The sequence below is a fragment of the Isoptericola dokdonensis DS-3 genome (assembly GCF_001636295.1).
GTDB lineage: Bacteria > Actinomycetota > Actinomycetes > Actinomycetales > Cellulomonadaceae > Isoptericola > Isoptericola dokdonensis.
Genome location: NZ_CP014209.1, coordinates 1,906,209 through 1,930,551, shown reverse-complemented (window position 1 = coordinate 1,930,551; position 24,343 = coordinate 1,906,209). Strand labels below are relative to the sequence as shown.

Below are 24,343 nucleotides of genomic sequence, written 5' to 3'. Positions count from 1 at the left end.
TTAGCCGAGTCAGCGCGGGCGGGCGCGAGTCAGCGCAGACCTCGCCGAGTCAGCGTTCGGCGGCGCGAGTCAGCGCAGACATGGCGTCGGTCCGAAAGGGCATCGCATCGATTCGGCGGCCTCCGGTAGAGTGGCGGGAAACCGCTTTCACCAATGGGGGAGAACCAGCGATGCCGTCCAGCACCACTCGCCGCCGCTACGCCGTCGTCGGGGCGGGCCACCGTGCCAACATGTTCGTGCGCGGCCTGCTCGAGAACCACGCCGACGAGGGGGAGATCGTCGCCTGGGTCGAGCCGAACCCGGTCCGGGCCGCCGTCCACGAGGCCCGCGTGGCCGACAAGCTCGGCGGCACCCGCCCCGTGTACGACCCGGCCGACCTGGAGAAGGCGATCGCCGAGCAGCGGGTCGACCGCGTCGTGGTGACCAGCGTCGACAACACGCACGCCGAGATGGTGTCGCGGGCCCTGCACGCTGGGGTCGACGTCGTCGTCGAGAAGCCGATCGCCGCCACCGCGGCGGAGGCCCGCCAGATCGCCGACGCCGTCGCGGCGACGGGCCGGAATGTCACGACGACCTTCAACTACCGCTACTCGCCGCGGAACTCCGCGCTGCGCGAGGTCATCGCGTCCGGCGAGATCGGCACGGTGCTGTCGGTGCACTTCGACTGGGCCCTGGACACCGTGCACGGCGCGGACTACTTCCGCCGCTGGCACCGCGAGAAGGTCAACAACGGCGGCCTGCTCGTCCACAAGTCGAGCCATCACTTCGACCTGGTCAACTGGTGGATCGACGACGTCCCGGTGCGCGTGTTCGCGTCGGGCGGTCGCAAGTTCTACGGCGACGACGCCGCGCACGCGCACGGCTACGAGCCGACCGACGGAGAGAAGGCGCTGCGCGAGCAGGGCGTCGACCCGTGGGCGCTGGACGTCGACGGCGACGAGTACCTCGGGGCGCTGTACGGCCCGGAGGCGCGCGCCCACGACGGCTACGTGCGCAACCGGTCGGTGTTCGACGCCGGGATCACCACGGAGGACACGCTCGGTCTGCTCGTGGAGTACGCGGGCGGCGCCGTGCTCACCTACTCGCTGACGGCGTCGGCCCCGTGGGAGGGCTACCGGGTGGTGGTGAACGGTTCGCGCGGCCGTGCGGAGCTGGAGGTCACCGAGCGCGGCTCGGTCGTGTTCGGCAACGGCAAGGCGGTGCTGGACCCGAGCTTCACCGACGCGTTCGGCGACGACGACCTGCGTCCGTCCGGCGAGCGCCTGCTCGTGCAGAAGCACTGGGAGCGCGCGGAGGAGCGGCCGATCGTCGCCGTCGGCTCGGGCGGGCACGGCGGTGGTGACGACCTGCTGCTGAGCGACGTGTTCCACGGCCGTGACGAGGCGGACCCGCTGGGTCGTGCGGCGGGCTTCCTCGACGGGCTGCGGGCGTCGGGCGTGGGCTACGCGGGGAACCGGTCGTTGGAGACGGGCGAGCCGGTGCGGCTGGCGGAACTCGGGCTGGGCGTCGACCTGACCTGACCCGGTCTGGCCGCCGTCTGTCGCGGCCGAACGTCGCGAGGTGCCCGCGTCGCCGGGTGCTGCCGCACGGCCGCCCGGCGCGGCGGGCACCTCGTCGCAGCGGGCAGGTGCCGGGTCTTGCGATGTGGAGGGCTTGTTGGCAGGGCACGGGTGGCGGGGTAGAGTGATGGAAAGCGCTTGCCCATCCGACAGGAGCCCGACGATGACGTCCGCCACCCTCGACGCCGGTACGCCGGTCGCCACCCCCACGGCCCCGGTGGCCGTCGGGTCCGACGCCGCGTCGCAGCGACCCGCCCGTCGCCGCTACGCCGTCGTCGGCACCGGGCAGCGAGCCCGCACGTACATCGACGGCATCGGTGAGCACGACGACGTCGCCGAGCTCGTCGCGCTCGTCGACACCAACGGCACCCGCCTGCGGTACCACGTCGACCGCCTCCGCGACGCCGGCCGCGGCGAGCCCGCCCTGTTCGCCGCCGAGGACCTCGAACGGATGCTCGACGACGTCGCGCCCGACGTCGTCGTCGTCACCTCGCCCGACCGCACGCACGCCGCGCACGTCGCCACCGCGCTCGCCCACGGTGCGGACGTCGTCGTCGAGAAGCCCCTCACGATCGACGCGGGCGGCATGTACACCATCGCCGACGCCGTCCGCCGGTCCGAGGGCCGCCTCACCGTCGCGCACAACTACCGCTACTCGCCGCGCAACGCCGCGCTGCGGCAGGTCGTCGCCGACGGCCGGATCGGCGACGTCGTGTCCGTGCACTTCGAGTGGCTCCTCGACACCGCGCACGGCGCCGACTACTTCCGGCGCTGGCACCGCGAGAAGAAGGCGTCGGGCGGGCTGCTCGTGCACAAGGCCAGCCATCACTTCGACCTGGTGAACTGGTGGACCGGCGACGTGCCGGAGTCCGTGTTCGCCCGCGGTGGGCTGCGGTTCTACGGCCGTCCACAGGCCGCCGGCGCGCAGTACGCGCCCGACCTCTCCGCCGACGACGACCTGCGAGCCCTCTACCTCGACGCCGCGCACGAGGACGGCTACCGGCGTGACCAGGACCCGTTCGCCCCGGGCGCCACCATCGAGGACACCCTCAGCGTGCTGGTCGGTTACCGGTCCGGCGCCACGCTCACCTACGCCCTCACCGCGCACAGCCCGTGGGAGGGCTACCGGGTCGCCGTCAACGGCACCCGCGGTCGCGCGGAGCTCGAGGTGGTCGAGCGGTGCCACACCACGCCGGGGCTCCCGGGACAGCTGGGGACGGCCGCCGACGGTGGCGGCGACTGCTGCCCGTCCCGTCCCCGTGGCGCACGACTCGTCGTGCAGGAGCACTGGGGCCGTCCCGAGGAGATCCCGCTGCCCGTCGACGACGGCCACCGGACGGGAGACGCCGCACTCCTGCGAGACGTCCTGCGCGGGCACCTCCCGGCGTCGGACGGCGGCCCGGACGACGACCCGCTCGGCCGCCGCGCGGGCCTCGTCGACGGCCTGCGCGCCGTCGCCGTCGGCGTCGCCGGCAACCGCTCGCTCGCGACCGGCCAGGTCGTGCCGGTCTCGACCCTCGGCACCCGCCTCTGACCGTCGTCCGCCGACCCGCAGGTGGTGCCCGAGCGGCCCGTCGTGCGCTGATTGAACGGCGTTCACGCTGACTCGCGCCGACGAGCGCTGACTGGCGCCGATGTGCGCTGACTCGCGCCGACGAGCGCTGATTGAACGAAGTTCACGCTGACTGGCGCCGATGTGCGCTGACTCGCGATGGACACGAAAGAGCCGGGGTCGGGGTGGCCGGGCACGGTCGTCCAACCCGAAGTGGAGCGCCCCCTGGGGCGCGTGAACGCGACCGTGCCCGGCCACCCCGACCCCCGGCGAAACCCGACCGGCGCGCCGACGGGCGGGCGGTCAGTGCGCCCAGGGCGCGCCGAGCTCCGTGAACGTCTGCTGGGTGCGGGCGACCTGCTCGCACCAGTCCTCGACGTCGCGGACGACGGGGCGGCGGTCGTCGCCGTCGCCCTGCCAGTCGACGTCGTCGGCGGGGACGGGGCGAGGGTCGGCGCCGGTGCGCACGGCCTCCATGACGCGCATGAACGCACCGGTGTCGCGGACGTCGCACAGCAGGCGGCGATCGGGGTCGCCGGACGCGCGGACGTCGAGCAGGTCGTCGAGCAGCGGGGTGCGGCCGTACGTCTTGTCCATGGTGACGCGCTCGGTGCGCAGGACGAGGCGGTCGGACTCGTAGAGCAGCTCGATCTCGCCGGTGGTGCCGATGACGAGCACGCGGGCGGCGGAGCGCTCCTTGGCGCAGAGCGTGAGGCCGAACCCGTAGCGGGTGCCGTCGGCGGCGGTGACGCGCACCGCCGAGGTGTCGTCGGCCTCGATGGGGTTGGCGCGGAACAGGTCGGTGTCGACCCATGCGACGTCGGCGGCCTGGGTGACACCCCCGACGAGCAGGGTGGTGGCGACGGCGTGCGCGAGCGGGTTGGTGACGACGCCGTCGACGACGTCGCGGCCGTCGAGGCGACGGCGGCCCGCCCAGGGGGCGCGCGCCCAGTACCCGGCGGTGCGCACCCAGGTGCCGACGGCGCCGTACCCGACGACGTCGCCGATCTCGCCGGCGGCGACCAGCGCGGCGGCGGCCGGCACGGCGTGCGACCCGAAGGTCTGGAACCCGACCTGGCAGAGCCGGCCGGTGGCCTGCGCGACGGCGACGAGCTCGGTGTGCTCGGCGAGGGAGGCGGTGGTGGGCTTCTCCAGCAGGACGTCCATGCCGGCCTCCATCGCGGCCCGGGCGAGGGGCAGGTGCGTGGGGATGGGCGTGGACAGCACGACGACGTCGGGGCGGACGTCGTCGGAGGACGACAGCAGGTCACCGAGCGTGGGGAACCAGGGAGTGCCGGTGCCGTGCGCGGCGTGCCCGGGGCCGGGTTCGCGCGGGTCGACGACGGCGGTGAGCCGGGCGCGGCCCGTGCGGCCGAGGTCCAGGGCGTGCTGGACGTGCTTCTCTCCGTGGCCGTGGATGCCGACGACGGCGATGCGGGCGTGGCTCATCTGCGCGCTCCCGTCAGTGCAGGCGGGCCGCGAGCGCGGCCGCCTCGTCGGCGTCGAGGGCGCGGTCGAGCATCGCGGCGACGACGCCCGTCTCGACGGTGCCGCCGGCGGGGATGTGCAGCGGGGTGTCCCAGGCGAGGGCGGGGCAGGCGCCGGGGTACTCCTCGGACCGCAGGAACCAGGGGCGCGCGGGCGTGGACTGGGTGAGCAGGGTGGTGGTGGTGCGCTCGTCGCCGCGGGCGTCGCGGTGGACCTGGACGAACGCGACCCAGGGCGACGTCGAGCCGTGCGCGGCGTCCTGGCCCTCGCCCGCGGCGGACAGCACGCGGGTGACGGGGGTCAGGGGCAGGCGCCAGAACACGCCGCCGTACCCGGCGCCGGGGCGGCCGTTGGTGGCGGGGGAGCGGACCTCGAGGGGGCCGTGCTCCGCGTGCAGGGTGGACCGCCACTCGAGGACCCAGGCGTCGTCGAGCAGGCGCGCGCCGATGCGGCGCCGTTCCTGCAGGACGGGGGCGCCGTGCTGGTCGGTCCACGCGACGGTGTCGTGCAGGACGTTCGGCGCCTTCGGGTCGACGGTGGTGCCGGTGGACGTCTGGCGCCCGTGGTTGGGCAGCAGGGTGGGGCCGACGTCGGTGACGTAGGTGCGCCCGCCCCAGTAGCTGGTCCCGTTGACGTCGGGCACGGCGATGCTGACGCCGTAGTGGTGGCGGTGGTCGACAGGCCCGGCCTCGGTGAGCGGCACGCCGTCGAGGGTGTGCACGGGGTGCAGGTAGGGGCGCGGCGAGTGGATGGTCGGCATCGTCTCGCCCGACTCGTACCGGGACAGCGCGACCCGGTCGGCGGGGCGGCGCAGCACCGGCACACCGTTCTCGAGGGTCCAGGTGGGGACCTGGGTGTCGACGGCAGGCGCCGCGTCGGCCGTGTCGGCGACGGTGGTGGGTGTCGGCGCGGGGGCCTTCACCGCCGTCGGCGGGACGGGCCCGGTGCTGGCGCGGACCTCGAGCCGGACGCCGAAGCGGGTGGACTCGGCGGCGCCGGTGGCGTTGTCGATCACGGTGTGGAGCTCCCTCCAGGCGTGGCGGCCCAGGTCTTCCTGGGGGACGGCCACGGTGGTCAGGCCCGGGGTGGCGTACCGGGCGAGTTCGATGTCGTCGAAGCCGCACACCGAGATGTCCGCGGGGACGGCGACGCCCGCCTCGTTGAGCGCGGCGAGCAGGCCGAAGGACACGAGGTCGTTGAACGCGACGGCGGCGGTGACGCGGCTGGCGAGCACGGCCGGGGCGGCGTCGTGGCCGGCGGCGATGTCGGAGCCGGTGGGGACCTCGACGATCTCCAGGTCCGGGTGCGTGGCGCAGCAGTCGGCGAGGCCGCGGCGGCGGGCGACGTCCGAGACGGACGCGGGCGGCCCGGCGAGGTAGGCGATGCGGCGGTGACCGTGCTGCACGAGGTGCTCGACGACCTGCACCATCGCGTCGGCGTAGTCGACGACGAGGCTGGGCGCGTTGCGCGCGACCTCGCGGTTGACGACGACGACGGGAGCGACGTCGGGCAGCAGCGCGTCGAGCGCGGCGTCGGGCATGCGCGGCGAGACGAGGATGAGCGCGTCGCAGCGGGCACGGGCCTCGCGGGCGAGCTGCGCCTCGGCGCCGGGGTCCTCCGCGGAGTCCGCGACGAGCACGCGGTAGCCGTCCTGGCCGGCCGCCGACGAGACGCCGCGCAGGATCTGCTGGAACACCGGGTTGCGCAGGTCGGGGACGACGAGCGCGACCGTCGTGGTGCGGCCGAGCGAGAGGCTGCGGGCGACGTTGCTGGGCCGGTAGTTGAGCTCGATCGCGGCTTCCTGGACGCGGGCGGAGATCGCCGGGTCCACGGTGCTGCGACCGTTCATCACCCGGGACACCGTCGCGCGGGAGACGCCGGCCGCCAGTGCGACGTCGGCGATCGTCACGGCAGGACGGCGTGTGGTGGCTCCGGGCATCTTTGCCTCCGTCCTCGGTCACGCGTGGATCACGCGTGGATCACGTCCTGATAACAACCGGCGTCCGACGGGAAACCGGTCTCACCTGATGACGGTACACCATAGGAAACCGGTTGCTGCTGTGCTACGGTCCTCAACAGCAACCGGTTTCCCGCCTGAATGGACAGGCGTGGCCCCGGTTCGACCGCGATCGACGAAGATCTGGAGGGACGACGATGGTGTCCACCACGGCGCCGCACGGGGAGGTGCGGCCATGTCGGTGATCAACGAGGTCGCCAAGACCCGAGGCGCGAGCCGCGAGGTCCAGAAGGGCGACGGCAAGGCGGCAGCGATCTTCCTCGCGCCGTGGTTCGTCGGGCTCGTGCTCATCACGGCGTTCCCGCTCGTCGCCTCGCTCTACCTGTCGTTCACGGACTACAGCCTGCTGCAGGCCCCGAACTGGGTGGGGATCGAGAACTACACCCGCATGTTCGAGGACCCGCGCTGGTGGCAGTCGCTCAAGGTGACGTTCCTCTACGTGGTCGTCTCCGTGCCGCTCCAGCTCGCCGCGGCCCTCGCGCTGGCCCTGCTGCTCGACCGCGGCCTGCGCGGCCTGGCGATCTACCGGTCGGTGTACTACCTGCCGTCGCTGCTCGGCAGCTCGGTCGCGATCGCGCTGCTCTGGCGCCAGGTCTTCGGCGCCGACGGCCTGGTCAACCAGGTGCTCGCGTTCTTCGGCATCCAGGGTTACGGGTGGGTCTCCCACCCCGACTACGCGCTCGGCACGCTGATGATCCTCAACGTGTGGACGTTCGGCGCGCCGATGATCATCTTCCTCGCCGGCCTGCGGCAGATCCCCGCCATGTACTACGAGGCGGCCTCGATCGACGGCGCCGGCAAGGTGCGGCAGTTCTTCAAGATCACGATGCCGCTGCTCAGCCCGATCATCTTCTTCAACCTCGTGCTGCAGCTCATCGGGGCGTTCCAGTCGTTCACCCAGTCCTACATCGTGTCCAACGGGACCGGCGGACCGGTCGACTCGACCCTGTTCTACACGCTGTACCTGTACATGAACGGCTTCAAGTCGTTCGACATGGGCTACGCCTCCGCGATGGCCTGGGTCCTGCTCCTCATCGTCGCGGGCATGACCGTCGTCAACTTCCTCGCCTCCAAGTACTGGGTCTTCTACGATGACTGACACGCCGGTGCGCCCCGACGCGCACACCGAGAACCCGTCCCCGTGGCCCCCCGTGCGCGAGCGCCGGTCGCTCACCGAGGTGGCGGCCGAGATCCCCGACAAGCCCCGCAAGGCCAAGGCGGGCCCGCAGGTGCGGCGCGTGCTCAAGCACGTCCTGCTCATCGCGTTCGGCCTGATCATGCTGTACCCGCTGCTGTGGATGCTCGCGAGCTCGTTCAAGCCGAACGACCTCATCTTCCGCGACACGAGCCTGATCCCCACCGAGATCGACCTGACGAACTACTCGGAGGGTTGGAACGCGCTCCTGCACCCGTTCCACCACTACCTGCTGAACTCGGCGATCATCGTGCTCGGATCGGTGATCGGGAACCTGATCTCCTGCTCGATGGCGGCCTACGCCTTCGCGCGGCTCAAGTTCCGCGGCCGGCCGATCTGGTTCGCCGTCATGCTCATGTCGATCATGCTGCCGATCCACGTCATCATCGTGCCGCAGTACATCCTGTTCTCCGAGCTGGAGTGGATCAACACCTACCTCCCGCTCATCGTGCCGAAGCTGCTGGCCACCGACGCGTTCTTCATCTTCCTCATGGTGCAGTTCTTCCGCGGGCTGCCCAAGGAGCTCGACGAGGCCGCCCGGCTGGACGGCTGCGGGCACGGCCGCATCTTCCTGCAGATCATGCTGCCGCTGTCCCTGCCGGCCCTCGCCACCACCGCGATCTTCACGTTCATCTGGACCTGGAACGACTTCTTCAGCCAGCTGATCTTCCTGACCCGGCCCGACATGTACACGGTGCCCATCGCCCTGCGCACGTTCATCGACTCCACCAGCAACAGCTCGTGGGGACCGCTGTTCGCGATGTCCATCGTGTCCCTGGTCCCGGTCTTCATCGTCTTCCTCTTCGGCCAGAAGTACCTGGTCAAGGGGATCGCCACCACAGGCATCAAGTAAGCGCTCGATTAGCCCCTGCGGGTCCCACCGACGGGACCCCTGCTGGATGACAACGACGACGTTTCGTCACGCACACACAAGGAGAATCATGCGAGCAACGACCACCCGGCGGCGCTCCCGCGCTGCGTTCATCGCCCTGACCGCGGCCGGCGCGCTGGCGCTGGGTGCCTGCTCCGGCGGATCGGGCGGCGGGCCCGGCTCGGAGAACACCGACTCGTCCGAGGATGGCGGCGACGGCGTCGAGATCCAGTTCTCGTGGTGGGGTTCGGACGACCGCCACCAGACCACGCAGGAGATCATCGACCTGTTCGAGGAGAAGAACCCGGGCATCACGGTCGTCCCCGACTACACCGACTGGGGCGGCTACTGGGACAAGCTGGCCACGGCCACGGCCGGTGGTGACACCCCCGACGTCATCTCCCACGAGGAGCGGTACATCGCCGACTACGCCTCGCGCGGCGTGCTCGCCGACCTCGAGACGCTCGACATCGAGACCTCCGAGATCCCCGAGCAGATCGTCGACCAGGGTCGCGTCGACGGCACCCTGTACGGCCTGGCGACCGGCGTCAACGCGTACGCGATGATCGCCGACCCGCAGATCTTCGCCGACGCCGGCGTCGAGGTGCCGGACGACACGGCCTGGACCTGGGAGGACTTCGTCTCGATCTCGGGCGAGATCTCGAAGGGTGCCGGCGACGGCGTCTGGGGCACGCAGGACATCGGCTTCAACGAGGCCGGCCTGTCGATCCTCGCCCGCCAGAAGGGTCAGGCCCTCTTCAACGAGGACGGCTCGCTCGGCGTGGACAAGGAGACCGTGACGCAGTTCTTCCAGATCGGTGCCGACCTCGTCGCCAACGGCGGCGCGCCGGACGGCTCCCGCACCACCGAGATCCAGGCCGCCGGTCCCGAGGGCTCGCTGCTCGGCACCAACGCGGGTGCCCAGGGCGCCTGGTGGTCGAACCAGCTCGGCGCGCTGAGCGAGGCGTCGGCCCGTGACCTCGAGCTGCTCCGCTTCCCGGGCGAGTCGCAGTACGAGCGCACCGGCATGTACTTCAAGCCGGCGATGTTCTACTCGGTCTCGGCGACCTCCGAGCACCCGGAGGAGTCGGCCAAGTTCGTCGACTTCCTGCTCAACGACCCCGAGGTCGCGCAGCTCCAGCTCACCGACCGCGGTCTGCCGTCCAACCTGACGGTCCGCGAGTCCATCCTCGACCAGCTGCAGGACGCGGACGCCAAGGTCGCCGAGTTCATGACCGAGCTCGAGGCCGAGATCGTGGACGGCCCCCCGGTCCCGCCGAACGGCGCCGGTGACGTCCAGGAGATCATCACCCGCATCAACTCCGAGGTGCTCTTCGGCAGCATGACCGCGGAGGAGGCCGCTGACGCGTTCCTCTCCGAGGTCGCCGCTGCCACCGCCAGCTGAGCCACCCCGGTAGGGAGCTGATCGCTCAGCTCACCTGACCCGTCAGGTGCGGGGACGCCGCCCACGCGACGTCCCCGCACCCGATGGTCGGCCCCCGGGCCGGATCATGCCCCGCCGTCGGCGGGGCTCAGTCGTTTCGCCAGGACGGAAGAACCCCCGATGAAGGACCTGCTCGTGCTCCGGGACGGCGACGACGTCGCCGTCGCCACCCGTGACCTCGCCCCCGGCGACGAGGCGACGACGCCCGACGGCCGAGTGGTCGTGGCGCGCGGCGACGTCCCCCGCGGGCACAAGATCGCCCTCGTCGACGTCGCACCGGGTGCACCGGTGCGCAAGTACGGGCAGGTCATCGGGGTCACGACGACGCAGGTCGGCGTCGGCGAGCACGTCCACTCCCACAACCTCGTCTTCGACCCGGGCGAGCGGGAGACGCCGCTCGGCGGCGTCCACACCGAGCTCACCGTCCCCGACGGCCCGCGGCCCACGTTCCGCGGGTACCGCCGCGCCGACGGCCGGGTCGGCACCCGCAACTACGTCGCGATCCTCACGAGCGTCAACTGCTCCGCCTCCACGGCGAAGATGATCGCCGACCAGTTCCCGCAGTCCGTGCTGGACGACTACGAGAACGTCGACGGCGTCATCGCGCTCACCCACACCTCCGGCTGCGGCCTCGTGCCCGACTCCGAGGGCGGGCAGATCCTGCTGCGCACCCTGCGCGGCTACGCCGCCCACCCGAACGTCGCCGGGCTGCTCGTCCTGGGGCTCGGTTGCGAGATGGTGCCCGGTGCGGCGCTGTCGGCGCGGTCCGGAGCCGTCACCGACCTCGGGATGCCCGGCATCGGCGCCCCCGACCGCGACGAGTCGTCCGCGCTGCTCGCAGCCATCCCCGGCGACACCGTGGTGCGCTCCATGACGATCCAGGACACCGGCGGCATCCGCGCCACCGTGCGCGCCGGCGTCGACGCCATCCGCGCCATGCTCCCCGAGGTGAACGCCCGCACCCGCACCGACTGCGACGTCTCCGAGCTCGTGCTCGGCCTCAACTGCGGCGGCTCCGACGGCTACTCCGGCATCACCGCGAACCCCGCCCTCGGCTGGGCCTCGGACCGCATCGTCGCCTACGGCGGCACGTCCGTCCTCGCCGAGACCCCCGAGGTCTACGGCGCCGAGCACCTGCTCACCGCCCGGGCGACGCGCCCCGAGGTCGCCAAGAAGCTCCTCGACCAGCTCGAGTGGTGGCGCTCCTACATGGCGGCCGGGCACGGCACCCTCGACAACAACCCGTCCCCGGGCAACAAGGCCGGCGGCCTCACCACCATCCTCGAGAAGTCCCTCGGCGCCGTCGCCAAGGGCGGCCAGGCCGACCTGGCCGCCGTGTACGACTACGCCGAGCCCATCACCGACCGCGGGTTCACCTTCATGGACACCCCCGGCTACGACCCCGTCTCCGTGACCGGCATCGTCGCCGGCGGTGCCAACGTCGTCGTGTTCACCACCGGCCGCGGCTCCGTCTTCGGCTGCCGCCCCACGCCGTCGATCAAGGTCGCCACCAACACCCCCATGTACGAGCGCATGAGCGAGGACATGGACCTCAACGCCGGGCGCATCGTCGACGGCACGGCGTCCGTCGAGGACGTCGGTGCCGAGCTGCTCGCGAAGATCCTCGCCGTCGCGTCCGGCGAGCAGACCGTCTCCGAGGAGCTCGGCATCGGCGCCGAGGAGTTCATCCCCTGGCACATCGGCGCCGTCACCTGAAGGCCGTGCTCCGTCGGGCGGTCCGCCGTCCGTGGTCAGTACGGCTCGGGTGGGGTGTGCCGCGCACGGTCGCGCTCACGGTCGCTGCGCGACCTGCGCTTCCCGTCTGACGACCGCGCGCGGCACACCCCACCCGAGCCCTGGTCCGCGGACGCTGGGCGCGCGCAAACTTCCCTGGTGACCTACGTTCTTCGTGGTGACGGAACTCACGACCGGGGGACGGCATGGCGACGGCGACGAAGGCACCGGCGAAGGGCACGACCGCGGCACTGATCGCCCTGACGGCGGCCTCCTGCCTCCAGGTGGTGGACCCGACAGCGAACTCGATCGCGGTGGTCGACGCGGCGGTCGACCTGCAGATGGACGGCGCGCAACGTGCGTTCGCGTCGTCCGTCGGCACGCTCGCGCTGGCGGCGTTCATCCTCACCACGGGCTCCCTCGGTGATCGGCTGGGCCGCCGGCGGGTGATGCTCGCCGGGCTGGTCGTCGCCGCGGCGGGCGGTGTCATCACCGCCGTGGCACCGGTGACGCCGATCTTCATGCTCGGGCGCGCGATCACCGGCATCGGGATCGCCGCCGCGTTCGGGCTGTCGTTCGCGCTGCTGCGGTCGGTGCTGCCGGACAACCTGCCCAAGGCCGTCGCCTTCTGGCTCGCGGGGCAGACGGCGGCTGCGCTCGTGCTCGGCATCGTCGTCGGCTACCTCGCCGGGCTGAGCTGGCGGTTCGGGTACCTGCTCATGCCGGTCGTCGCGGTCGTCGCGCTCCTCATGTGCCTGCGGGGTCTCCCCGAGGCGAAGGCAGAGACGGTCGGTCCTTTCGACTACGTGGGCCTGAGCGCGATCGCGGTCGCGATGATCGGGATCATCTACGGGCTGTCCAACGCCGCCACGTACGGATGGACGTCGGCGCAGGTGCTGGTCCCCGTCGTCGTCGGCCTCGTCGCGATGGCGGTGTTCATCTGGTGGGAGGCACGGGTCGAGTTCCCCGCGTTCCCCGTCAAGCTCTTCCGTGACCCGGAGCTCGCCGGCTCGGTCGCCACCGGCTTCTCGTTCAACATGTGGCAGGCCGTGGTGACGATCATGCTGTCGATGCTGTGGCAGTACGTCTACCAGTACGAGTCGCTGACGGTGTCGCTGGCGCTGATGCCGATGAGCCTCGCGATGGTGGTCGGGGCCACGGTGGCCGGCCGGCTGCTCGCCCGCGGCGTGCCGGCGTCGGTCAACCTGCTCGTCGGGCACACCGTGCTCGTCGGCACCCTCGTGATCCTCGGCTTCACCACGACGGGCTCGCCCTACTGGTTCTTCCTGATCCTCACGCTGGCCGGTGGCTTCGCGCGCATGCTCAACGAGACCACGATGGGGCAGTTCTTCGTCGGCAAGCCGCCGGCGTCGCTGACCGGCGCCATGGCGTCGTCCAAGACGGCGATCGGCCAGCTGAGCTTCGCCCTCGGTACCGCCCTGTCGACCACGTTCGTGTTCGGTCAGTACGGCCGCGGCATCGCCCAGGCGTTCCAGGACGCCAACGTCCAGCCCGAGCAGCAGGGCGTCTACACCGGCATGATCACGCAGTACATCTCGGGCGGGGACATGTCCGAGTACGACGCTTCCGAGGTCGACGCCGTCGTCGGCCAGGCGTCCGACATCTTCGTCGACGCGTTCGGCGGCACGATGCTGATCTTCGCGGGCATCCTCACGGTCTTCGCGATCATCTCGACGCTGTTCTTCGCCAAGGCCAACCGGATGCGCAAGGCGGGCACGTACGCCAGCGGACCGCTGACCGCCGACGGCCGACCGCAGGCACTCGTCGGCGGATCCGCCGGCGAGGCGGGGCCTGCCGCGCCGTCGCCCCATCCGGGTGACGACCCCGCCCCGCCGGCCGCACGGCACTGACGCCGCCGCACGCCCATCACCGCACGACTCCTGGAGTGAGAACCATGAGCGCACCCGACCTGGTCCTCGTCGGCGGCACCGTCCTGACGGTGGACGACGCCGACACCACCGCCGAGGCGGTCGCCGTCACCGGTGGCCTGATCACCGCTGTCGGGAGCACCGCGGAGGTCCGCGCGCTCGCCGGCCCGGGCACCGAGGTCGTGGACCTCGACGGGGCGACCGTCGTGCCGGGCTTCGTCGACCCGCACAGCCACGTCTCGATGGGCGCGCCGTACATCCGGCACGCGGCGCTGCAGACCCCGCCGGTGGGCACGACCCGGACCGTGGACGACCTGCTGGCGGCACTGCACGCGAACCTCGCCAAGAACGCCACACCGCCCGGCGGTCTGCTGCTCGGCTGGGGCTACTACCCGGACGAGATGGACGACGGCGGCGCGGTCACCGCGGACCTGCTCGACCGGGAGTTCCCCGAGCATCGCGTCGCGATCGTGCACGTCTCGGGCCACGGCGGCGTCGTCAACACCCGGATCCTGGCCGAGCGCGGCTACGTCGACGGGTGCGAGGACCCCGAGGGCGGCACGATCGTGCGGTACCCCGGCACCCGGACGCCCAACGGCGTGCTCTGGGAGAACGCCTGGATGCCGCTGGTGCTCGGCATGCTCGACACCGACGACGAGGCGCTGCTGGCCATGATGCGGGAGTACGCGCGCTGGGGTGTCACGACCGTCCAGGACGGGGCCGCCACCGTGCAGCAGATCGAGGCGATCCGGGCGCTCGCCGACGGCCCGGGCATCCCGGTGGACGTGCGCTCCCTGGTGCTGTTCAGCGAGCTCGGCGAGGCCCTCGAGGAGGGCTGGTTCGATGCCGACAGGGTGAGCTCGAACGGGCACACGATCCAGGGGGTCAAGCTGATCCTGGACGGCTCCCCGCAGGGGAAGACGGCGCACGTCACGCAGGAGTACCTCACGGGCGGTCCGGGCGGTGAGGAGCACTGGCACGGACTCGCGGTCATCGAGCAGGGGGACTCCGACGCGATCGTCACGACGGCGTACCAGCACGGCGTCCAGGTGTTCGCGCACTGCAACGGCGACGCCGCCATCGACCAGCTGCTCGCCTCCCACCGCGCGGCGGTCGCCGCCGGGGCGACACCCCCGGGACGGACGGTGCCGATCCACTCGCAGGTGATGCGGCTGGACCAGCTCGACGAGTACGTCGCCGAAGGGTTCGAACCCTCGATGTTCACCATCCACTGCCTGATCTTCGGCGACACCCACGTCCGCAACTTCGGGCAGGAGCGGGCGTTCGGCATCTCCCCGATGCGGTCCGCGATCGACAAGGGGCTGCGCCCCACGAACCACTCCGACTACCCGATCACCCCGATCAACCCGCTCCAGCTGCTGTGGACGTCGGTGGTGCGCCGCTCCACCGGCGGCGTCGTGCTCGGTGAGGACCAGCGCATCACGCCCGCCGAAGGGCTGCGATCCGTCACCATCGACGCCGCCTACGAGCACCGCTGCGAGGACGACCGCGGATCCGTCGAGGTCGGCAAGCTCGCGGACCTCGTCGTGCTGGACGCCAACCCGCTCGACGTGGACCCCGAGACGATCAAGGACATCGCCGTCGTGCGGACGTTCAAGCGCGGCGTCAGCGTGTACGAGGCGCCGTGAGCACGACCTCCGGCCCGGCGGGCGGTGCCGGGCCCGGCACCCTGGCCGACGGCGTCGCCCGCCGACCGGGGATGGCGATCTTCGCCCTCACCGTCGCGGGGGTCGCCCAGGCGGCCGACGTGTCGCTGCACAACACGGCGCTGGCGTCGGCCGCCGCAGAGCTCGGGATGTCCGCGACGCAACGATCGATCGCCGCGTCGATCGGCACGCTCGCCCTGGCCGCGTCGATCCTCACGATCGGCACCGTGGGGGACCGCTACGGGCGCCGTCTGACCCTCATGTGGTGCGCCGTCGCGCTCGTCGCCGGGGGCGTGATCACCGCCGTGGCGCCGTCCTACGCCGTCTACCTCGGCGGCCGCGTCGTCACGGGCGTCGGCCTCGCCGGGACCCTGGCGCTGTCGATCGCGCTGATCCGCACCGTCGCCCCGGACCGCATCCCGTGGGCGATGTCGATGTACTTCGCGGGCCAGGTGGGGTTCACGCTCCCGCTGACCATCCTGGGCGGCTGGCTCATCGGGGTGGACTGGCGCCTCGGCTACCTCGTCGTCCCGGTCGTCGGCGTCGCCGCCTTCGTCCTCAACAAGCTCTTCGTGCCACGGTCGAAGGCCGTGCACCGGAGCAAGGCGGACCCCGTCGGCCTGGTGCTGGTCGCGGTCGCCCTCGTCGGGATCATCTGGGGCGTCAGCGACGCCGCGCACGGCTGGCTCTCCGTCCGCGTGCTGGTGCCCGTGCTCGTCGGCCTCGCCGCCCTGGTCGCGTTCCTGTGGTGGGAGACCCACCACGACGAGCCCGCCCTGCCCGTCAAGCTCTTCACGAACCGCTCGCTGGCCGGTGCCCTGACCGCCGACGTCTCGTTCAACATGTGGCAGGCCGTCATGGTGCTGCAGCTCTCGCTGCTGTGGCAGTACGTGTACTCCTACAGCCCGCTGGACGTCACGATCGGTCAGCTCCCGGCCACGCTCGCGATGATCGTCGGCGCGTTCGCCGCCGGTCGCCTCGGAGCCCGCGGCCGGCGGCCCGAGTCGCTCGTCCTGGTGGGCCTGGCGGGTGTCGCGCTCGCCATGTACCTGCTCGCCGTCGGCGGCGCGTCCACCCCCTACTGGGTCTTCGCCGTCGCGCTGGTCGTCGGCGGCTTCTCCCGGATGCTCACCGAGACCGCCGCCGGGGAGTTCTTCGTCCAGGTCCCGCCCCCGGACCTCGTGGGCGCGACCGTGGCGTCGAAGCCGGCCATCGGCCAGGCGTCGTTCGCCCTCGGCTCCGCCTTCAGCTCCACGCTGCTCTACTCCGGCCTGGGCCGGGACCTGCCCGACCGGATCGCGGAGCTCGGTCTCACCCCGAGCGAGCAGGGCACGGTCACCGGCTGGTTCGCCGAGGGGGCCGTCCCCACCTGGGCGCAGGGCACCGACCTGTACGAGCAGGTGCTCGCCGTCTCGCAGGACGCCTACGTCGACGCGTACCGCACGACGATGCTCGTGTTCGCCGTGGTCTTCACCGTGCTGTGGGGCGTCGCCTGGCACTTCCTGCGTCGCCGGGCGTGACGTCGGGCGTCACACCGTGCGGAGGGAATCGTGCAGACGTTCGCGAGGTTGGTGCGACGGAGCGCCCGCACGGACGACCCCGCTATCCTGGAGCACCCATGACGGACTACGGCCACGACCTGGCCTTCGGCACCTTCGTCACCCCCGGCAACCGCGACCCGCACCACGCGGTACGGCTCGCGCAGGCGGCCGAGCGCTCCGGCCTCGACCTCGTGACCTTCCAGGACCACCCGTACAACGCAGGGTTCCTGGACACGTGGACCCTCCTCTCGTACGTCGCCGCCGCCACCGAGCGCGTGCACCTCGCGGGCAACGTTCTCAACCTGCCGCTGCGCCAGCCGGCCGTGCTCGCGCGCTCCGTGGCGAGCCTCGACCTGCTCACCGGCGGGCGCGTCGACCTCGGCATCGGCGCCGGCGGCTTCTGGGACGCCATCGCCTCGCTCGGCGCAGACCGCCTCACCCCCGGCGAGTCGGTGACCGCGCTGTCCGAGGCGATCGAGATCATCCGCGGCATCTGGGACGCCGCCGACCGCCGCGTCCTGCGCGTCGACGGCGAGCACCACCAGGTCGCCGGCGCCAAGCGCGGCCCCGCCCCCGCCCACGACGTCCCGATCTGGGTCGGCGCGTACAAGCCGCGCATGCTCCGGCTCGTCGGCCGCCAGGCCGACGGCTGGCTCCCGTCCCTCGGGTACATGAAGGACGGCGACCTCGCCCGCGGCAACAAGGTGATCGACGAGGCCGCGGAGGAGGCCGGGCGCCACCCGGCGGAGATCCGTCGCCTCCTCAACGTCCAGGGATCGATCACGGCGACCCGGGACGGCTTCCTCCAGGGGCCGGTCGAGCAGTGGGTCGACGAGCTCGCCACGCTGGCGCTCACCGACGGCGTCGGCACGTTCGTCCTCGCCACCGACGACCCGACCACGACGGCCGTGCTCGGCGAGCAGATCGCCCCCGCCGTCCGCGAGCTCGTCGCCGCCGAACGAGCCACCGCCGGCACCGCCCCCGCCGCCACCCAGCGCGGCCGCGCGGCCATCGAGCTGCGCCGCGACGGCATCGACTACGCGGCCGTCCCCGCCTCCCTGGCAGCGTCCGCCGTCGAACCCGGCGACCGTTCCTACGACACCGTGCGCCACAACTACCTGCGCTCCGGCGCGCCCGGCCTCGTCCTGCGACCCCGCACCGCCGACGAGGTCGCCGACGCCGTCCGGTTCGCCCGCACGCAGCCCGTCCCGCTCGGCATCCGCTCCGGCGGCCACGGCATCAGCGGCCGGTCCACCAACGACGGCGGGATCGTCGTCGACCTGGGCGCGCTCGACACCGTCGAGGTCGTCGACGAGGTGACCCGCCGCGTCCGGCTCGGGGCGGGAGCCACCTGGCAGCAGGTCGCCGAGACCCTCAGCCCCCGCGGCTGGGCGATCAGCTCGGGCGACTACGGCGGCGTCGGCGTCGGCGGGCTCGCCACCGCAGGCGGCATCGGGCTGCTCGGCCGCGCGTTCGGGCTCACGATCGACCACGTCGTCGCCGCGGAGGTCGTCACGGCCGACGGGCGGGTCGTCCACGCCTCCGCCGACGAGCACCCGGACCTGCTCTGGGGTCTGCGCGGCGCCGGCGGGAACCTCGGCGTCGTCACCTGGGTCGAGGTGGAGGCGATGGAGGCCGGCGAGGTCGTCTTCTCCCAGATGGCGCTCGACGCGACCGACACCGCCGGCCTGCTGCAGCGGTGGGGCGCCACCGTCGAGTCCGCGCCGCGCGAGCTGACGAGCTTCCTCATCCTGTCCCCGGCCCGCCGCGGCCAGGGACCCGTCGCGCAGCTCATGACCGTCTGGGCGGGCGACGACACCGACGCCGCCGTCACCCAGCTCGAACGCCTCGCCGACGTCGCCCCCCTGCTCGGCCACCAGGCCTACCTGCTGCCCTACTCCGGCGTCGTGCAGGCCGCCGAGAAGAACCACTCCGGCGGCGGCGACCCCGCCGTGCGCTCCGCGCTCGTCGACCACCTCGACGAGGCGACGGCACGGGCCTTCGAACGCGTCGCGGCGTCCGGCCGGGCCTCGTTCCTCCAGGCGCGGGCCACCGGCGGCGCCGCGCACGACGTCCCACCGGACGCGACGGCGTACGCGCACCGGCACCAGAACTTCCTGCTGTCCGCGATGTCGCCGTCGCAGGAGGCGCTCGACGCCCTGTGGGACGCCGAGATCGGCCCCGTCGCCGACGGGCTCTACCTCTCCTTCGAGACGGACGACCGCCCCGAGCGGCTCACCGACGCCTTCCCGCCCGCCACCCTGGAGCGGCTGCGCCGGGTCAAGGCCACCTGGGACCCGGAGAACCTGTTCCGCGCGAACTTCCCGGTGACGCCTGCTTCGTGATCGTCCGGCGGGTGCTTCGTGATCGTCCGGCTGGTGGTGCGCGGGGTCGGCGCGCGCCCGCGTTCACGGTCGCTGCGCGACCTGCCACTTCGGGAGGGAGACGGGCGCGCGCCGACCCCGCGCACCACCCGCCTGGGTACGTTCCCGCGTTCACGGTCGCTGCGCGACCTGCCACTTCGGGAGGGAGACGGGCGCGCGCCGACCGCGCGCACCACCCGCCTCCTCACGCAGCTCCGCGAGACCGCGGGCCCGCATGCCGGACGGGTCAGGTCGGCACCGACGCGCCGGAGACCGGGAGACCGGAGTCCTGGTCAGCCGGCGGGGTGGCCGAGGCTCGCGGCGATGCCGAATCCGACGATCCCGAGCGCCGCGATGCCGAGCAGCGCGCCGATGACGCCGCGCGCGACGCCGGGGCGCAGGTCGCGGTCGGCGACGTGCGAGCCGAGCGAACCGAGGGCGACGGCGGCGATCGCGAGGGGTGTGGAGATCCAGTCGCCGATGACGGGGACGACGGCGCAGAACAGGGCGCCGACGCCGAGGGCCAGCGACCACTCGACCGACCGGGGCGCCGTGCTCCGGGCGTCGCCGTCGTCGTCGTGCACCTGCCGCCCCCTGTGGTCCTGTGCCTGCCGGTTCGGTCGATCCGCACCGGTTCGGTCATTATGCCGACCGAACCGGTGCGGATCGACCGAACCGACGCGGCTCCGGCGTCCGAGCCCGTGCCAGGATGGCAGCATGCCCCTCGCCCCGCGATACCTGGCCGACGACGCCCGCTACGACACGATGACGTACCGCCGCACCGGCCGGTCCGGCCTGGACCTGCCCGCGCTGTCGCTGGGGCTGTGGCACAACTTCGGGGAGACCGACCCGGTGGCGAACCAGCGGGCGATCCTGCGCCGCGCGTTCGACCTGGGGATCACGCACTTCGACCTGGCGAACAACTACGGCCCGCCGTACGGGTCCGCGGAGGCGAACTTCGGTCGGCACCTGGCCGCCGACCTGCGCCCGTACCGCGACGAGCTGATCATCTCCACGAAGGCGGGCTACGACATGTGGCCCGGCCCGTACGGGAACCACGGCTCCCGCAAGTACCTGCTGTCCTCCCTCGACCAGTCGCTGACCCGTATGGGGCTGGACTACGTGGACGTCTTCTACCACCACCGGCCCGACCCCTCGACGCCGCTGACGGAGACGATGGGCGCGCTCGCGTCGGCGGTGCAGCAGGGCAAGGCCCTGTACGTGGGCGTCTCGAACTACTCCCCGGCACGCACCCGGGAGGCCGCGCGCATCCTCGACGACCTCGGCGTGCCGCTGCTCCTCCACCAGCCGAGCTACTCGATGTTCAACCGACACATCGAAGGAACTGCGGATCCCGACCGCTACGACGGCCGCCAGAGCGAGTCGCTGCTCGACGCCGTCGAGGACCTCGGCGTCGGCACCATCGTGTTCTCCCCGCTGGCGCAGGGCCTGCTCACCGGGCGGTACCTCGGCGGGTCCGCCCCGGCGGGGTCGCGGGCCGCGCGCAGCGACTCCCCGTTCCTGTCCGCGGGTGCGCTCAGCGAGGACTACCTGACGCGCGCCCGTGCGCTGCACGAGATCGCGGAGCAGCGCGGCCAGACCCTCGCCCAGCTCGCCCTCGCGTGGGTGCTGCGCGACCCGCGCATCACCTCCGCGCTCATCGGGGCGTCGAGCGTGGGTCAGCTCGAGGACAACGTCGCGGCGCTCGCCGCCGGTCCGCTCGGCGAGGACGAGATCGCGGCGATCGAGCCGCACGCGGTCGACGGCACCGGCCGCTGACCGCGAGGAGCGAGATGAAGACCTGCTGGTTCGTCGGGCTGACGACGCTCGACGTCGTGCATCGGGCCGCCGGGCGACCGGGGACGAACCAGAAGGTCACCGCCTCCCGGCAGGACGTCGCGGCGGGTGGCCCGGCCGCCAACGCCGCCGTCACGGCCGCGGCGCTCGGCGTGCGGGCGGTCCTGGTCACCGCCCTCGGTGACAGCCCGGTCGCGCGGGCGGCGCGTGCCGACCTCGCGGCGCACGGCGTCGAGGTGCACGACGTCGTGGCGCCCGGCGCGGACTTCCCGCTCGCGGTGTCCGCGGTGCTCGTCGACGACGCGAGCGGGGAACGGTCCGTGGTCTCCGCCGACGCCGCCCTGGCCGACGCCCCCGCGCCGTCGGGCCTCGACGCCCTGCCGGTGCCCGACGTCGTCCTGCTCGACGGCCACCATCCCGCCGTCGCGCGGGCCGTCGTCGCGCACCTCGCGGCGACGGCTCCGCGACCGCAGGTCGTGCTGGACGCCGGGCGGTGGCGGCCCCTGTTCGCCGACCTGCTGCCGCACGCCGACGTCGCCGCGCTCAGCGCCGACTTCGCCGTGCCGCCCGACGCCGTCCGCCCCGACGTCCCGCCGGGCGCTCCGGCGGGGGAGCGGACCCGGCGCGCGGTGCACGCGCTCGGCGCGCGGGCCGTCGTCATCACCCACGGGGCGGACCCGGTCGAGTGGTCGCTCGATCCCGACGGGCGGCCGGACGAGGACCAGAGCGGGACCGTCGCCGTCCCCCGCGTCCGGTCGCGCGACACGCTCGGCGCGGGCGACGCGTTCCACGGCGCGCTCACGGCGACCCTGGCCCGCGGAGCGGGGCTCGTCGCGGCGTGCGAGGAGGCCGTCCGGGTGGCGGGCGTGCGGGTGGCGAGCGTCGGGCCGCGTGCCTGGCTGGCGGACGTCCGGGACCGCTGAACCGGCTCGGCGCCGAACCCGGCGTCAGCCCTCCTGGGCCTCTCGCAGGACCTGGTGCGCGGTGGCCGTCAGCGAGGTGCCCTCGCGCTCGGCCCGGTCGAGCAGGTGGTCGTAGGCGCCGGCCATGTCGATCCCCAGCCGCTGTGCCAGGGCGCCCTTGGCCTGCTCGACCACGACCCGCCCGGACAGCGCGAGGTCCAGACGCCGGGCGAGGTCGTCGGCGCGCGACTCCTCGGTCTGCGTGACGACGAGCGTCATCAGGTCGGCGAAGGCCTGCGCCGTGCGGACCTCGTCGGGCCCCGGGTGCGTCTCGCTGCGCGCGAAGACGTTGAGACCGCCGACGACCTCGCCGCGCCAGCGCAAGGGGTAGGCGTGCACGCCGGCGAACCCGGCGTCCACGATCGCCCGCCCGACCGCGGGCCAGCGGGACACGAGTCCCGGCTTCCCGGTGACGTGGATCGACACCTCGTCGTGCAGGACGTCGACGCACGGCCCCTCGGTGCGCTGTGCCTGGTAGATCTCCAGGTGGGTGGCGCGGTGGTCGGTCGCGGCCAGGACCTCGAGACCGCCCGAGCGGATCGACCGGACGAGCAGACCTCCGGCATCGCCCCCGGAGCAGCGGGTCGCGTCCCGGGTCAGCCGCAGCAGCAGGTCGGGGACGTCGTGGTCGTGCACCAGTGCGGCCGCTGCGTTCGCGAGCGACGCGGCCGCGTTCTCCACCCTCATGCGTCGCCTCCCTGCCCGGTCCTGTCGGGACCGCCCGGTCCGTCGTCGTGCGAGAAGGCCATCCGCCGCGCCAGCACGTCGTCGGCCACCGCCCGCAGGTCCGTCTCCCGCGCGAACGCGTGGGCCCTCAGCACGGCGAGCGCGTCGGCGGGCGAGATGCGCAGCTGTGCCGCCACCATACCGGTGGCCTGGTGGATCCGGGCCTCCTGGGACCAGTCCAGGGCGTCCATGTCGCCGATGAGGGAGATCCCCACGGCGTCGGCGAGGAACTGGAGGTCGTCGATGCTGCGGGTCGTCCTGTCGGTGCCCGTCACGTAGAGGCTCAGCACCCCGATGGTCCGGGTGCCGACGCGCATCGGGACGGCGTAGACCGTCAACGAGTCGTCGAAGGCGCGGGACGCCTGCTCGGCGAAGACGGGGAAGGGGTTCGGCGAGTCCTGCACCCGCGAGACCACCACCTGGTCCAGGTCCAGGGCCTGCTGCACCGGCCCCTCACCGAGCACCTCCTGCAACGACTCGAGGTCGGCGAAGACCTGTTCGGTGCTCACCACGACCCGCTCCCCGGGCACGGCGGAGACCGTGAGGGTGCCACCCTGGCCGTCGAGGATGTCGACGCACGCCTGGCACAGCCTGCGGGGCATGGGGACGGCCGCGTCACCCGCGGCCAGCGAGCGCGCGAGCCGACTCATCAGCTCAGAAGGGTTCACCCGCGCCTCACCTCGTCCTACGGTCTGGTCCAGTGTTCCACCGATCGGCGGTGCTCGATGGGCGAGCCCATCTCCGGGACGGGCGCCGAGCCGGGTCGGGGTCATCGCTCGGCCGCCAGGACGTCCACGATGTCGCCCGTGCTCGCGGTGGCCAGGGATCTCAGCACGGTGCGGGCGACCTCGGACTCCGGGACGCCTCCCCGTCGCGAGGCGGACCGGAGCAGCTCGGCGGCCTCGTCCTGGGAACACCCGTTGGTCTGCATGACGGCGCCGATCGCCCGCTGGACCATCTCGTCCTCCGAGGTGCCGTGAGCGAGGGTCCCGGCGGCGTCGTCCAGGTCGGAGAACGCGAGCTGGAGGTTCACCGCCGAGGCGATGAGCGCCGAGTAGGCGCCGGCGGCGTGCACCAGCCGCTCGTCCCAGGGGCCTGCGCTGCGGGAGTAGAGGTTGAGCGCGAGCGAGACGTCCTCGTTGACCTGGGACGGCACCGCCAGGGCCCGGACGAACCCTTCACGGCGTGCCTGCTCGCTCCACTCCCGCCAGCGGTCGTCGGGGACGACGGTCGGGACCTCCACGACCGCGTCGTCACCCATCGCGTCGATGCAGGGGCCGTCGTCGACCATCGCCTCGGCCCGGTCGCACCGTGCGGCAGCGATGCCGCTGCTGCCCGCGCGCAGGGTCAGGCCGTGCTCCCGCAACGTCACGCTCGCCTCGACGTCCGTGCCCAGGACACCCGCGGCACGGGCCGCGCACTCGTCGAGATATCGGGAGAGGACCATGTCCACACTTCCCGTGACGACCGGCGCCACTTGCGAGCCTCCGCGCCGGGGCTCCGGGACGGTCACTCGGGTGAACGGCACTCCTGTCGCT

18 protein-coding genes are annotated in these 24,343 nt (G+C 72.7%); 12 read left to right on the top strand and 6 right to left on the bottom strand.

All coding sequences use genetic code 11. The features are described from left to right. The first annotated feature begins 170 nt into the window (after positions 1 to 170). Positions 171 to 1,520, top strand: a complete 1,350-nt coding sequence (locus I598_RS08985; RefSeq protein ID WP_068202666.1) for a Gfo/Idh/MocA family protein — start codon at positions 171 to 173, stop codon at positions 1,518 to 1,520. A 202-nt stretch (positions 1,521 to 1,722) separates the two neighbouring features. Then, positions 1,723 to 3,093, top strand: coding sequence for a Gfo/Idh/MocA family protein (locus I598_RS08980; RefSeq protein ID WP_083973089.1), 1,371 nt, complete (start codon positions 1,723 to 1,725; stop codon positions 3,091 to 3,093). A gap of 321 nt (positions 3,094 to 3,414) precedes the next feature. Here I598_RS08980 and I598_RS08975 read toward each other — a convergent pair whose 3' ends face one another. Together I598_RS08975 and I598_RS08970 are read right to left on the bottom strand one after the other, a co-directional pair. Further along, positions 3,415 to 4,560 carry a Gfo/Idh/MocA family protein gene (locus I598_RS08975; protein ID WP_068202665.1) on the bottom strand — a complete coding sequence of 382 codons (1,146 nt, stop codon included), beginning with the start codon at positions 4,558 to 4,560 and terminating at the stop codon, positions 3,415 to 3,417. A 13-nt stretch (positions 4,561 to 4,573) separates the two neighbouring features. Then, positions 4,574 to 6,538 (bottom strand): DUF6807 family protein, encoded by a 1,965-nt coding sequence (locus tag I598_RS08970; RefSeq protein ID WP_068202664.1) that lies wholly within the window; start codon positions 6,536 to 6,538, stop codon positions 4,574 to 4,576. Positions 6,539 to 6,791: 253 nt separating this feature from the next. On the opposite strand from I598_RS08970, the gene I598_RS08965 reads away from it, so the two are divergent. The 8 genes from I598_RS08965 to I598_RS08930 all read left to right on the top strand — a co-directional run bounded on the left by I598_RS08965 (position 6,792) and on the right by I598_RS08930 (position 19,302). Further along, on the top strand, positions 6,792 to 7,715 hold the full coding sequence (locus I598_RS08965) for a carbohydrate ABC transporter permease (protein WP_068202663.1): 924 nt from the start codon (positions 6,792 to 6,794) through the stop codon (positions 7,713 to 7,715). Continuing rightward, positions 7,708 to 8,664: a carbohydrate ABC transporter permease gene (locus tag I598_RS08960; protein WP_083973087.1), complete on the top strand. Its 957-nt coding sequence runs from the start codon at positions 7,708 to 7,710 to the stop codon at positions 8,662 to 8,664. The genes I598_RS08965 and I598_RS08960 overlap by 8 nt, the downstream gene beginning before the upstream one ends. Before the next feature lie 88 nt (positions 8,665 to 8,752). After that, positions 8,753 to 10,087, top strand: a complete 1,335-nt coding sequence (locus tag I598_RS08955) for an ABC transporter substrate-binding protein (protein WP_068202662.1) — start codon at positions 8,753 to 8,755, stop codon at positions 10,085 to 10,087. 159 nt (positions 10,088 to 10,246) lie between these two features. After that, positions 10,247 to 11,842: a UxaA family hydrolase gene (locus I598_RS08950; protein WP_068202661.1), complete on the top strand. Its 1,596-nt coding sequence runs from the start codon at positions 10,247 to 10,249 to the stop codon at positions 11,840 to 11,842. A 224-nt stretch (positions 11,843 to 12,066) separates the two neighbouring features. Beyond that, positions 12,067 to 13,731, top strand: coding sequence for an MFS transporter (locus I598_RS08945; RefSeq protein ID WP_068202660.1), 1,665 nt, complete (start codon positions 12,067 to 12,069; stop codon positions 13,729 to 13,731). Between the two features lie 44 nt (positions 13,732 to 13,775). Then, positions 13,776 to 15,398, top strand: coding sequence for an amidohydrolase (locus I598_RS08940; protein WP_068202659.1), 1,623 nt, complete (start codon positions 13,776 to 13,778; stop codon positions 15,396 to 15,398). Next, positions 15,395 to 16,936 carry an MFS transporter gene (locus tag I598_RS08935; RefSeq protein WP_068202658.1) on the top strand — a complete coding sequence of 514 codons (1,542 nt, stop codon included), beginning with the start codon at positions 15,395 to 15,397 and terminating at the stop codon, positions 16,934 to 16,936. The genes I598_RS08940 and I598_RS08935 overlap by 4 nt, the downstream gene beginning before the upstream one ends. Positions 16,937 to 17,034: 98 nt before the next feature. Next, positions 17,035 to 19,302 carry an LLM class flavin-dependent oxidoreductase gene (locus I598_RS08930; RefSeq protein ID WP_068202657.1) on the top strand — a complete coding sequence of 756 codons (2,268 nt, stop codon included), beginning with the start codon at positions 17,035 to 17,037 and terminating at the stop codon, positions 19,300 to 19,302. A gap of 311 nt (positions 19,303 to 19,613) precedes the next feature. On the opposite strand, the gene I598_RS08925 is transcribed toward I598_RS08930, so the two are convergent. Continuing rightward, positions 19,614 to 19,904 (bottom strand): hypothetical protein, encoded by a 291-nt coding sequence (locus I598_RS08925; protein ID WP_068202656.1) that lies wholly within the window; start codon positions 19,902 to 19,904, stop codon positions 19,614 to 19,616. Positions 19,905 to 20,037: 133 nt separating this feature from the next. Between I598_RS08925 and mgrA the strand changes: the two genes are divergently transcribed. Further along, the gene (gene mgrA / locus I598_RS08920) at positions 20,038 to 21,099 is read left to right on the top strand and encodes an L-glyceraldehyde 3-phosphate reductase (RefSeq protein WP_068202655.1); all 1,062 of its coding nucleotides are present in this window, start codon (positions 20,038 to 20,040) and stop codon (positions 21,097 to 21,099) included. A 14-nt stretch (positions 21,100 to 21,113) separates the two neighbouring features. Next, positions 21,114 to 22,040 (top strand): PfkB family carbohydrate kinase, encoded by a 927-nt coding sequence (locus I598_RS08915; protein ID WP_068202654.1) that lies wholly within the window; start codon positions 21,114 to 21,116, stop codon positions 22,038 to 22,040. Positions 22,041 to 22,064: 24 nt separating this feature from the next. On the opposite strand, the gene I598_RS08910 is transcribed toward I598_RS08915, so the two are convergent. The 3 genes from I598_RS08910 to I598_RS08900 all read right to left on the bottom strand — a co-directional run bounded on the left by I598_RS08910 (position 22,065) and on the right by I598_RS08900 (position 24,252). Continuing rightward, entirely contained in the window at positions 22,065 to 22,766 is a 702-nt protein-coding gene (locus I598_RS08910) for a GAF and ANTAR domain-containing protein (protein WP_157557190.1), read from the bottom strand. Further along, the gene (locus I598_RS08905; protein ID WP_068202652.1) at positions 22,763 to 23,455 is read right to left on the bottom strand and encodes a GAF and ANTAR domain-containing protein; all 693 of its coding nucleotides are present in this window, start codon (positions 23,453 to 23,455) and stop codon (positions 22,763 to 22,765) included. The genes I598_RS08910 and I598_RS08905 overlap by 4 nt, the downstream gene beginning before the upstream one ends. 119 nt (positions 23,456 to 23,574) lie before the next feature. Then, positions 23,575 to 24,252, bottom strand: a complete 678-nt coding sequence (locus tag I598_RS08900) for an ANTAR domain-containing protein (protein ID WP_068202651.1) — start codon at positions 24,250 to 24,252, stop codon at positions 23,575 to 23,577. Positions 24,253 to 24,343 lie beyond the last annotated feature (91 nt).

Excerpts from the sequence above, each read along its gene's own strand:
- I598_RS08975 (WP_068202665.1), bottom strand. The coding sequence starts at position 4,560 with ATGAGCCACGCCCGCATCGCCGTCGTCGGCATCCACGGCCACGGAGAG.
- I598_RS08985 (WP_068202666.1), top strand. The coding sequence starts at position 171 with ATGCCGTCCAGCACCACTCGCCGCCGCTACGCCGTCGTCGGGGCGGGC.
- mgrA (WP_068202655.1), top strand. The coding sequence starts at position 20,038 with ATGCCCCTCGCCCCGCGATACCTGGCCGACGACGCCCGCTACGACACG.
- I598_RS08945 (WP_068202660.1), top strand. The coding sequence starts at position 12,067 with ATGGCGACGGCGACGAAGGCACCGGCGAAGGGCACGACCGCGGCACTG.
- I598_RS08900 (WP_068202651.1), bottom strand. The coding sequence starts at position 24,252 with ATGGTCCTCTCCCGATATCTCGACGAGTGCGCGGCCCGTGCCGCGGGT.
- I598_RS08910 (WP_157557190.1), bottom strand. The coding sequence starts at position 22,766 with ATGAGGGTGGAGAACGCGGCCGCGTCGCTCGCGAACGCAGCGGCCGCA.
- I598_RS08960 (WP_083973087.1), top strand. The coding sequence starts at position 7,708 with ATGACTGACACGCCGGTGCGCCCCGACGCGCACACCGAGAACCCGTCC.
- I598_RS08930 (WP_068202657.1), top strand. The coding sequence starts at position 17,035 with ATGACGGACTACGGCCACGACCTGGCCTTCGGCACCTTCGTCACCCCC.
- I598_RS08955 (WP_068202662.1), top strand. The coding sequence starts at position 8,753 with ATGCGAGCAACGACCACCCGGCGGCGCTCCCGCGCTGCGTTCATCGCC.
- I598_RS08980 (WP_083973089.1), top strand. The coding sequence starts at position 1,723 with ATGACGTCCGCCACCCTCGACGCCGGTACGCCGGTCGCCACCCCCACG.
- I598_RS08905 (WP_068202652.1), bottom strand. The coding sequence starts at position 23,455 with ATGAGTCGGCTCGCGCGCTCGCTGGCCGCGGGTGACGCGGCCGTCCCC.
- I598_RS08950 (WP_068202661.1), top strand. The coding sequence starts at position 10,247 with ATGAAGGACCTGCTCGTGCTCCGGGACGGCGACGACGTCGCCGTCGCC.
- I598_RS08965 (WP_068202663.1), top strand. The coding sequence starts at position 6,792 with ATGTCGGTGATCAACGAGGTCGCCAAGACCCGAGGCGCGAGCCGCGAG.
- I598_RS08915 (WP_068202654.1), top strand. The coding sequence starts at position 21,114 with ATGAAGACCTGCTGGTTCGTCGGGCTGACGACGCTCGACGTCGTGCAT.
- I598_RS08940 (WP_068202659.1), top strand. The coding sequence starts at position 13,776 with ATGAGCGCACCCGACCTGGTCCTCGTCGGCGGCACCGTCCTGACGGTG.
- I598_RS08970 (WP_068202664.1), bottom strand. The coding sequence starts at position 6,538 with ATGCCCGGAGCCACCACACGCCGTCCTGCCGTGACGATCGCCGACGTC.